This window comes from Bacteroidales bacterium, from assembly GCA_023229505.1.
In the GTDB taxonomy this organism is placed as follows: domain Bacteria; phylum Bacteroidota; class Bacteroidia; order Bacteroidales; family JAGOPY01; genus JAGOPY01.
In genome coordinates, this window is sequence record JALNZD010000030.1 from 41,969 (window position 1) to 52,361 (window position 10,393).

Below are 10,393 nucleotides of genomic sequence, written 5' to 3' on the forward strand. Positions count from 1 at the left end.
GAATTAATAATATGAAGGTGAAAATTATTCTTGTTTTCATCTTAAAATCATTTCCTTATAAACGATTTTTCAAGAAAAATGTTTGATGATTTTTCAAAAATAGGGACGGCCGAAGAGGTGGAGCTTTTCTATTTCTTCAAAATCCAGTTCCGTGCGTTAATAAACGCCTCGATCCAGGGAGATACCTGGTCGGAATGCCTTTCTGATGGATAATACGCCCAGTTCCAGGGATGTATGGCCCTTTCAATGTGCGGCATCATCACCAGGTGACGCCCGTCGTGCGAACATAATCCTGCTGCTGCGTAATCCGACCCATTGGGATTGCCGGGATAATCTTCATAAGAAAACTTCACCGGGATATGGTATTTGCCTTCGTCATAAGGTAACTGGAACCGTCCTTCGCCATGAGCCACCCATATGCCTAACCGGGAACCGGCCAGGCTCTTCAGCATGATGCTCTTGTTTTCCTGTATATCGACATTCAGGAAAGCCGATTCAAACTTGTGTGAGGCATTTAGCAGCATTTTTGGCAGATGGGCATGCTCGGGGTAAACCAGTCCTAACTCTACCATCACCTGGCAACCGTTGCAGATACCCAGGCTCAGCGTATCGGGCCGGGCATAGAATTTATCGAGGGCCTCTTTAGCTTTGGGATTGAACAGGAAAGCCCCGGCCCAGCCCTTCGCTGAACCAAGAACATCACTGTTTGAAAATCCGCCTACAAAAACGATGAAGTTAATATCTTCCAGATTCTCCCGGCCTGCAATCAGGTCAGTCATGTGAACGTCCTTCACATCAAAACCGGCCAGGTGCATCGACCAGGCCATTTCGCGGTCGCCATTCACCCCTTTTTCCCTGATGATAGCTGCTTTGACACCGCCGGAATCCCTTCGCGACTGGACTATACCGTATTGATTAAACATTCCGGTGAAATTCGACGGGAACCTGTATGATAATTCCTGCGTTTTATAATTATCATAACGGATTTTTGCCAGTTCCGGGCCGCACTGCCTGCGGTCGAGCAGGTAAGAGGTCCGGTACCAGACATCCCTGAGATGGTCGACTTCGAAAATATAATCCCAGCTATCATGATGGATCTGGATTTTCCTCGTATCCGCCGGATTCCCGATAACTTTAAACTGCAGATGCTGTTTTTCGAGGAAACTGCAAACCTTTCCGGTTTCTTTCACCTGTATGACGACACCCGGTTTTTCATTCAACAGCAACCTGATAATATCTTTTTCACCCAATTTATCCAGGTCCAGTTTAAGTCCGGTATCATTCCGTCCGAAAGTCATTTCGAGCAGGGTGGTGATCAGACCGCCGGCTGAAATATCATGTCCTGCCAGTATGAGATTTTCCCGGATAAGTAACTGAATGGCTTCGAACGCCTTTGCGAAATAATCCGGATCGGGAACACCAGGCACTTTTGTTCCGATGGTATTAACTACCTGGGCAAAGCTGCTGCCACCAAGATGGAATTCATCTTTAGAAAAATCAATGTATATGATCGTACTGTCAGCATCTGGTTGCAAAACCGGTTCAACCACTTTCCGGATGTCTTCAACTTCGCCTACAGCGGATATGATCACTGTTCCGGGGGCAAATACTTTTTGGCCGTCGGGATATTTCTGCGTCATCGACAATGAATCCTTTCCGGTTGGGATATTAATGCCCAGGCTGATCGCAAAGTCGCTGATTCGTTTTACAGCGGCATACAGCCTGGCATCTTCACCGGGGTTCTTAGCCGGCCACATCCAGTTGGCGCTGAGCGAGACCCCTTTGAGCCCATCTGCAATAGGAGCCCATACGAGGTTCGTGAGGGCTTCGGCCACCGAAAGCACAGAACCCTTGCCCGGATCGGCCAGCGCAGCCACAGGAGCATGCCCAAGCGAAGTAGCCACACCTCTGATGCCCTGGTAATCGAGCGCAACCACCCCCAGGTTATTGAGCGGGAGCTGGATAACGCCGGCACATTGCTGCCTGGCTACCCTGCCCGTAACCGAGCGGTCGACTTTGTTAGTGAGCCAGTCTTTACAGGCTACAGCTTCCATTTGTAAAACCTGCTCCAGGTATTGATAAAGATTATCAGGATCGTATTGTGGTTCAGCAAATTTAACAGGCTCACTCCGGTCATCGAGGATAGTTTTCGGCGGTTTGCCAAAAAGATAGGCCATTTCCAAATGCATGGGCTTCTCCCCTTCTTTATTGATGAAAGAAAGGATGTGATCGCCGGTGGTTTTGCCCACTATATAAAGCGGGGCTCTTTCTCTTTCTGCAATGCGCTGCAGGAGCGGAAGGTCCTTTTCATGAATAATGAGCCCCATTCTTTCCTGTGATTCATTGCCGATGATCTCTTTATCGGAAAGGGTTGGATCGCCGATGGGGAGTTTACTCATGTCGATAGTCCCTCCGGTTTCTTCAACCAGCTCGGAGAGGCAGTTCAGGTGTCCGCCGGCACCGTGGTCATGAATGGAAATGACCGGGTTAGCGCCCGATTCGGCCATCGCCCTGATGGCGTTATAAACCCGTTTCTGCATTTCCGGATTAGCCCGCTGCACGGCATTCAGCTCGATCGTATTACCATATTCGCCCGTAGCAACTGAAGATACCGCTCCACCTCCCATCCCGATGCGATAATTGTCTCCGCCCAGGACTACGATCAGGTCGCCTGTTCCGGGAACATCTTTCAGGCTGTCTTCCAAAATTCCGGTACCGACACCACCTGCCAGCATGATCACTTTATCGTAGCCGAATGTTTTCCCGTTTTCCTGGTGCTCAAAAGTCAGCACACTCCCGCAGATCAGCGGCTGGCCGAACTTGTTCCCGAAATCGCTGGCGCCATTGGAAGCTTTAATCAGGATCTCTTCAGGGGTTTGATAGAGCCAATTACGCGGTTCGGTGCTTTTCTCCCATGATCTTCCGGGTGAAAGCCTGGAGTAAGAGGTCATGTAAACGGCCGTCCCGGCGAGCGGGATACTTGCCTTGCCCCCTGCCATTCGATCGCGTATCTCCCCGCCTGTTCCGGTGGATGCTCCGTTGAAAGGTTCGACAGTCGTAGGAAAGTTGTGCGTTTCAGCTTTCAGGGAGATAACAGAATTGATATCCCTTATCCGGAAAAAATCGGCCTTATCCTGTGTCATGGGAGCAAATTCTTCCAACACCGGGCCTTTAATGAAAGCCACGTTATCTTTATAAGCCGATATAATCCGGTTGGGATTTATTTTAGAGGTTTTTTTAATTAAGGAGAAGAGCGATTCCGGTTGCTCATTTCCGTCAATAATAAAAATGCCATTGAAAATCTTATGCCGGCAATGTTCTGAATTCACCTGTGCAAAGCCATAAACCTCGCTGTCTGTCAGGCTGCGTCCAAGTTTCCGGGCGCTTTCAAGGAGGTATTCCACTTCGTCATCACTCAGGGCAAGCCCTTCCTTGAGATTATAAACTTTGATATCCTTAATATAAATAATCGGTTCGGGTTGATGCTCTATGGTAAAAATACCCTGGTCAAGTCCCTTGTATAACCTTTGCAGCATAGGATCATGGGAAGCATGGGCTTCTGCCGGGATGAACTCTTCGATTCGTTCAATCCCCTCAATGCCCATATTTTGAGTTATTTCAACCGCATTGGTACTCCAAGGCGTGATCATTTCCTTTCGGGGGCCAATGAAATTTCCTTCAACCTGGTCCCAGAGCAGGATCGAAGCATCGCTGAAAAGCCAGGCAAGTTTCTCCAGGTCTTTTTTCGCCAGATGAATACGGCTACCAATTGCGTAGATAACTGAGTGGTTGTTTTGATAGAATATGACCATATAAAAGGACTTTTATGGTATTATTTTTTCTTTTTCAACTTCTGCAGGTTTTCCTGCGATATACCGAATTTTTCTTCAGTAGCATCATCGCCAACCGGTTCTGTATGGACCAATACATCATAAACATCCACCAGTTCCGTCCTGATTTGTTCTTCGACCTGGTGAGCCAGTTGATGGGCTTGCTTAACAGGAATATCCCCATCAACTTCCACATCCACCGCAACCACATACCTGTGCCCTATCTTCCGGACCCTTGCACGGTGGGGATTAGAAGCGCCTTCAACCTTTGAAATGGCTGTGAATATCCTTTCATAAACGCTTGCATCTTCAACGCCATCCATCAATTCAAGGCTTGATGCCCTGAAAATGCGATAGGCTACATACATTATCCAGAAACTGACAGCAAGTGCCGTAATTGTATCAAATATGGGCATCTTCATGATAAAAGTAAAGAAAAGGCCCACCAGTACGGCAATAGAAATTATCACATCACCCAGCATATTGCGGGCATTTGCCTGTAGCATCAGACTACCTGTCTTTATACCCACGTGGCCCTGATACCAGGCTAGCATCAGCTTCCCGAAGATGGAAGCAATTGTGACATAAATGGCCAGAAAAGAAGGGATGTCCCTTGGAATATCCTCGATCAGACGCTGGATGGTGGATATCGCTATTTGGGCACCGGCGAAAAAAACAATGAAGGCCAGCACTTTGGATGCGACTGTATCGGCCCTTTCATAGCCATAAGCATACTTAAGATCAGGTGGACGGGTTATAAGATAAGCTGTCAATAGGGTGATAACAGAGGCAACAATATCGCCTGCAGAATCGATCCCGTCGGCTACTACCGCAAGGCTTCCGGCGATTAATCCTATGACAATTTTAAGCACCGAGAGAAGCGCATTCCCGCCGATGCTGACCCATGAGGCCCGGACAATCAGCTTCTCCCTCCTTTCCATGCTATTTCTGTGCGGCCAGAAAACGTTCAGCTTCCAGGGCAGCCATACAACCGGTGCCGGCAGCCGTCACAGCCTGGCGAAATTTCCAGTCCTGCACGTCACCACAGGCAAACACACCCGGGATATTGGTTTCAGTGGAGTCAGGCCTGGTGATCAGATAACCCACTTCATTCATGTCCAGTATGCCTGTAAAAAGATCGGAGTTGGGCTTATGGCCAATAGCTGAAAAGTATCCGTCAACTACGAGTTTCTTTTGTTCGCCGTTCTTCACATTTTCGATGATGACGCCGGTTACAGCTTTATTAAAGCCTTCTTCTGTCCCAACGATCTCTTTCACAACATTATTCCAGTGAAGTTCAATATTTGGCGTTGTAGCGATCCTTTTCTGCATGGCTTTGGAAGCCCTCAACTCGTCCCGGCGGTGCACCAGGTGGACCTTTCGGCAGAGTTTGGCCAGGTAGGAAGCTTCTTCGGCGGCTGTATCGCCGCCGCCGACCACCACGACATCCTTTCCGCGAAAGAAGAATCCGTCGCAGGTAGCACAAGCGGAAACACCGGCACCCATAAAGCGTTGTTCCGATTCCAGTCCAAGGTATTTTGCTGTGGCGCCGGTGGCAATGATCAGCGTATCGGCCAGCATCATTTTGCCATCATCGGCTTTTACCATGAACGGGTGTTTGGAAAGATTTACTTCTGTAACAATACCAAAACGAATATCGGTACCAAAACGCGCAGCCTGTTTTTTAAAATCTTCCATCATTTCAGGTCCCATTACTCCATCCGGGTATCCCGGGTAATTCTCAACTTCCGTTGTGGTAGTCAATTGGCCACCGGGCTGAATGCCTTCATAAATTACAGGATGCAAATCAGCCCTGGCGGCATAAATTGCAGCAGTATAACCAGCAGGACCCGATCCGATGATCAGGCAGTGTATGTGTTCCATGTTTTCGCTCATGAATTGGTTTGTTTGTATGATGGGGCAAAGTTAGGAAAAATAGTCAATGGTCATTGGTCATTAGAAGGTCATAAAGTAGTCATTGAGTAGTCACAATTTAATAAATCCTAACCAATGACTAATGACTATCTTTGCACCATGACAGATAAATCGAAACAGAAATCTTCAAGGTCATGAGAATTATTTTACGCTTGCTTGTTTACACTTGTGCCGTCCTGATCACGGCCTGGCTTTTACCGGGAGTAAATGTGGAAAATTTCGCCACTGCGGTCATGGTAGCGATTGCCTTAGCAATCCTTAACACATTCATCAGACCAGTACTGATCTTCCTGACCATCCCTGTCACGATTGTCACGCTGGGATTCTTCCTATTGGTCATCAATGCGCTGATCATCATGCTGATCGGCAGGATAGTCCCGGGATTTGTTGTGGAAGGTTTCTGGTGGGCGCTTCTCTTCAGTGTGATCCTGAGTATCATTGCTGCTTTGTTTGGAACAAGTTCAACAACGATTGTAAGACGACACGAACATGAAAAACCGTCCGATAATTTCAAAGCCTGAACTGGAGACTATAATCCGGAAATGCCAGACCTGCTGTATTGCCATGGTCGACCCTGAAGGAAAGCCTTATGTTATACCGATGAATTTCGGTTTTGCCGGTGATCATGTCTATTTTCACGGATCGGCAAAGGGTAAAAAGGTTGATGTATTGAAAAATAAGGCTGATGTGTGTATTGTTTTCAGCACCGACCATGAGTTGCGTTATGTGACAGAAGAGGTAGCCTGCAGCTGGAGCATGCGGTACCGGAGTGTGCTGGTGCACGGAAAGGCCGAATTTGTAGAAGATCCGGAAGAAAAGATCAATATCCTGAATATCATCATGGCGCATTATGCCGACCGGAAGTTTGATTATAATGCCCCTTCAATAAAAGAAGTGATGGTTTTTAAGGTCCCGATCAAAAAAATGGAAGGACGAGTCTACGGGTATTAGTGTTAAGTTTTGAGGTTTAAGGTTTAAGTTCGGGTATTTTTATTATTCGGATACTTAACACGCAAACCGCAATTCCTAATCCGGCTCCCCATATGGCGCCCACGATGACATCTCCGGGGTAATGAACGCCCAGGTAAACCCGGCTATAGCATAGAAATAAAGCCCAAACTATAATCAGGGGGGTGAAGAACCTGATCTTTTTCCAGAGCAGTAATGAAAGAAACGTGGCCAAAGCAAAGGAATTGCTGGCGTGGGAAGAGATAAACCCATATTTGCCGCCGCAGTGGCCGTTTACCAGGTGGATAATTCCTTCCAGATATGGTTCGTGGCAGGGCCTCGGCCTGTGGAATACATGCTTGAATAGATGTGTGGTTGATAAATCGCTGAGGACAATGGCAAGTCCTGCTAAAAGAACCAGCACCCATGCCCTCTTACCGTAATGTCTGAATAGAAGGTAAGCAAAAAAAATATATAAGGGAATCCAGATCCATTTATCAGAAGCCCAGAACATAAGGAAGTCGAAGAATGAAGAATGGGCGCCATTGATGGCAAGGAAAATATCAGTATCGATTGATTTCAGTTGTTCCAACATGGCCCTGATATTGATCAATCATCCGAATAACGGTTCAGTTCCGTCCAGATCATATCTTTTAACTTCATCATCCCTTCGCCGGTTATAGAAGAAATGAAGATAGTTTTGACTTTAGGAAGTTCCAGTTTCATTTCTGTTTTCAATTCAGCATCGAGCAGGTCAGATTTGGATATGGCCAGTAGCCTGGGTTTGTCGATCAATTCCGGGTTGTACTGTTTCAATTCATTCAGGAGAATGTCATATTCATTAATGATGTCTTTTGAATCAGCCGGGATAAGGAAAAGTAGTAAAGAATTCCGTTCGATATGCCTTAAAAAGCGAAGCCCGAGGCCCCTTCCTTCATGGGCGCCCTCAATGATACCGGGGATATCGGCCATGACGAAGGATGCTCCGTCGCGATAGGAAACGATGCCCAGATTGGGTGTAAGCGTAGTGAAAGGATAATCGGCAATTTCAGGTTTAGCAGCCGACACCACCGAGAGCAAGGTAGATTTGCCAGCATTGGGAAAACCGACCAGGCCGACATCGGCCAGTATTTTCAGCTCCAAAATCATCCAGCCTTCCTGCCCCGGTTCGCCGGGTTGCGCAAACCGGGGGGTTTGGTGGGTGGATGTTTTGAAATGATCATTACCCAATCCACCCCTTCCACCGGGCATCAGGATCTTAGTCTCATCATGTTCTGTGATCTCGAAGAGGACATCTTCTGTTTCGACAAGTTTAGCCACTGTTCCCAGTGGCACTTCGATGATCTTATCTTCGCCGTATGCGCCGGTACTCAATGATTTGCCACCGGATTCGCCATTACCTGCCTTCAGGTGTCTGGTAAATTTAAGATGAAGCAGCGTCCAGAGCTGCTTATTGCCTTTCAGGATAATATGGCCGCCCCTTCCGCCATCACCACCGTCAGGACCTCCTTTGGGAATATATTTCGCGCGGTTGAGATGCTTTGAACCAGCGCCTCCCTTACCTGATTGGCAATGGATCTTAACGTAATCGACGAAATTGGGGGAAGACATGATAAGGTATTAAGCTATTTTGCAAAGATAAGCAAATCTTTCATGACACTAACAGGTCTTCGACGCTGTCAGGTCATAAGGTCGTTTGGGACCTGAAAGCGTCGTCAGACCTTTCAGCGTCCTAACAGATTTTATAAATATCGGCATAGTTCCGTCCGAAACCATCATAATCCAAACCATAGCCAACAATGAAATCGTTAGGTATCTCCAATCCCAGGTAATCGATCCGGAAGTCCTCCCTGAAAGCGGTTGGTTTGAATAGGAGAGCGACGAGTAAAACCTCGGAAACGCCCTGATACATGAGTTTATTGATGAGGTACTGCATCGTGGTCCCGGTATCGATAATATCTTCCAGAATGACCACCGTTCTTCCCCTGAGCTTTTCGTTCAGGCCGATCAGTTCCTTCACCTCTGAAGTGGTTTCCGTGCCTGAGTATGAGGCCAGTTTTACAAAACTGATCTCGCTTTCGATTTCAATTTTCCGGTAAAGGTCGGCGGCAAAAATGAAAGCACCGTTTAGTACAACAAGGAAGATTGGCTTTTTACCTTTAAGGTCCTGGTTCAGCTGAAGCGCAATTCTTTCGACAGCTTCATTGATTTCTTCGGCTTTAATTGAAAGTTTAAATTCCTTATCTTTGACTTTAATAGTTTTCATGGAATAATGATAAAGTGGTTGGATTAATTAAGCGTATAAAAATAAAGTTATTTCGCAAAGTTACGCGGAGTAGACGCAAAGTTTCGCAAAGGAATCTTGTTTTTAATTCCATATTGGTTCAAGGATTCCAAATATCAAATTTCAATTTTCGAATAACAAATTCCCGGACTTAAACCTTAACACTCAAAACTTAAAACTTATAATATGGTTCCTCTTGTCAGCATAATCATGGGCTCCACTTCCGATCTCCCGGTGATGGAAGAAGCGGCCAAAGTACTGAACGAACTTCAGATTCCTTTTGAAATGAATGCATTATCGGCCCACCGGACGCCTGACAAGGTGGAAGAGTTTGCCAAATCAGCGGCTGGCCGGGGCATCAAAGTTATCATTGCCGGGGCCGGCATGGCAGCTCATCTGCCGGGTGTCATCGCCGCCATGACTCCGCTACCCGTCATTGGCGTGCCGGTAAAATCCTCTCTTGACGGGCTGGATTCGTTACTGGCCATTGTCCAGATGCCACCGGGAATTCCTGTTGCAACGGTTGCTATCAATGGAGCCCGGAATGCTGGAATTCTCGCTGCACAGATCATTTCGACCGGAAATGAGGAAATTATGAAGAGAATAGTTGATTTTAAGGAAGATTTGAAAGATAAAATCATCAAGGCAAATGAGGAGATGGGGAAAGTGAAGTTTGATTTTAAAGTTGACAGTTGAAATTGGTCAGATTATTTATAAAAACGGTATATAGTTATAAAATTAAATGTTAGATAAAAAATTAATAATGCTTCAAAACAGCCTAAAATAATATGAAAACATTTAATTTCAGAAGAAAGATAGAAAAATATAACTATAGAAAACAATGCAGCGAAGCAAAAAAGCAATATATCCACAATCAATTGAATAGTTTTGTTTGTATTTCGATGATGAGTCAGTTTATGATAATCTTCCCAATTTGGAATCAGACTTATAGTTGAGTCAGAATTGGAATTTTCAATTTTCGGAATCAAAATTTTCTTAATATATAAACCAATTTCTGATACTTTTACATCATTCATTAAATATGTCCAACCCAGTACTATAGATACAAATGGAATTATAAGTAATGCCATATTGTATTCGGGTTTTTCTAAAATGAAAGCAAAAACACCACCAAATACACCTAGTGTGATGTATATCATATGATCACGAAATTCTATCCGTTTGTTTTGTTCATCTTTTAACTTTTCATACTCCTTTATAAGAAAAAAAACTTTTCTGTTTATTAATTCCATGTTTTTAAGTTTTTTAGTTACTGTTCAGCGGTTATGAACATATTAACAGACCAAAGATAATGAAAGAGTACCTGACCAAAGAACGTTTTATAACTTTATTTGACATGGGGTTAATATTTTCCGATACTTGCATTGATGAAAAT

At 45.5% G+C, this 10,393-nt stretch carries 10 protein-coding genes; 3 read left to right on the plus strand and 7 right to left on the minus strand.

Annotation, left to right across the window (positions count from 1 at the left end; translation table 11 throughout):
* Window positions 1-128: 128 nt before the first annotated feature.
* Genes purL through trxB form a run of 3 tightly spaced genes read right to left on the minus strand, consistent with a single transcriptional unit; the run spans window position 129 to window position 5,726 of the window.
* The gene (purL, locus tag M0Q51_11345; GenBank protein MCK9400571.1) at window positions 129-3,812 is read right to left on the minus strand and encodes a phosphoribosylformylglycinamidine synthase; all 3,684 of its coding nucleotides are present in this window, start codon (window positions 3,810-3,812) and stop codon (window positions 129-131) included.
* Between the two features lie 20 nt (window positions 3,813-3,832).
* Entirely contained in the window at window positions 3,833-4,771 is a 939-nt protein-coding gene (locus tag M0Q51_11350) for a cation diffusion facilitator family transporter (protein ID MCK9400572.1), read from the minus strand.
* A 1-nt stretch (window position 4,772) separates the two neighbouring features.
* A complete protein-coding gene (trxB, locus tag M0Q51_11355) occupies window positions 4,773-5,726 on the minus strand; it encodes a thioredoxin-disulfide reductase (protein ID MCK9400573.1) in 954 nt (317 codons plus the stop codon).
* A 173-nt stretch (window positions 5,727-5,899) separates the two neighbouring features.
* Between trxB and M0Q51_11360 the strand changes: the two genes are divergently transcribed.
* Together M0Q51_11360 and M0Q51_11365 are read left to right on the plus strand one after the other, a co-directional pair.
* Window positions 5,900-6,286: a phage holin family protein gene (locus M0Q51_11360; protein MCK9400574.1), complete on the plus strand. Its 387-nt coding sequence runs from the start codon at window positions 5,900-5,902 to the stop codon at window positions 6,284-6,286.
* Window positions 6,255-6,716: a pyridoxamine 5'-phosphate oxidase family protein gene (locus M0Q51_11365; GenBank protein ID MCK9400575.1), complete on the plus strand. Its 462-nt coding sequence runs from the start codon at window positions 6,255-6,257 to the stop codon at window positions 6,714-6,716. Before M0Q51_11360 ends, M0Q51_11365 begins: the two co-directional genes overlap by 32 nt.
* 16 nt (window positions 6,717-6,732) lie before the next feature.
* On the opposite strand, the gene M0Q51_11370 is transcribed toward M0Q51_11365, so the two are convergent.
* The 3 genes from M0Q51_11370 to M0Q51_11380 form a co-directional block, all read right to left on the minus strand.
* On the minus strand, window positions 6,733-7,308 hold the full coding sequence (locus tag M0Q51_11370; GenBank protein MCK9400576.1) for a phosphatase PAP2 family protein: 576 nt from the start codon (window positions 7,306-7,308) through the stop codon (window positions 6,733-6,735).
* A gap of 14 nt (window positions 7,309-7,322) precedes the next feature.
* Entirely contained in the window at window positions 7,323-8,324 is a 1,002-nt protein-coding gene (gene obgE, locus M0Q51_11375) for a GTPase ObgE (protein ID MCK9400577.1), read from the minus strand.
* A gap of 121 nt (window positions 8,325-8,445) precedes the next feature.
* A complete protein-coding gene (locus tag M0Q51_11380; protein ID MCK9400578.1) occupies window positions 8,446-8,979 on the minus strand; it encodes a hypoxanthine phosphoribosyltransferase in 534 nt (177 codons plus the stop codon).
* 204 nt (window positions 8,980-9,183) lie between these two features.
* Here M0Q51_11380 and purE point away from each other — a divergent pair, with 204 nt between their 5' ends.
* Window positions 9,184-9,693, plus strand: coding sequence for a 5-(carboxyamino)imidazole ribonucleotide mutase (purE, locus tag M0Q51_11385; protein ID MCK9400579.1), 510 nt, complete (start codon window positions 9,184-9,186; stop codon window positions 9,691-9,693).
* A gap of 11 nt (window positions 9,694-9,704) precedes the next feature.
* On the opposite strand, the gene M0Q51_11390 is transcribed toward purE, so the two are convergent.
* Window positions 9,705-10,250, minus strand: coding sequence for a hypothetical protein (locus tag M0Q51_11390; protein MCK9400580.1), 546 nt, complete (start codon window positions 10,248-10,250; stop codon window positions 9,705-9,707).
* Between the last annotated feature and the right edge of the window lie 143 nt (window positions 10,251-10,393).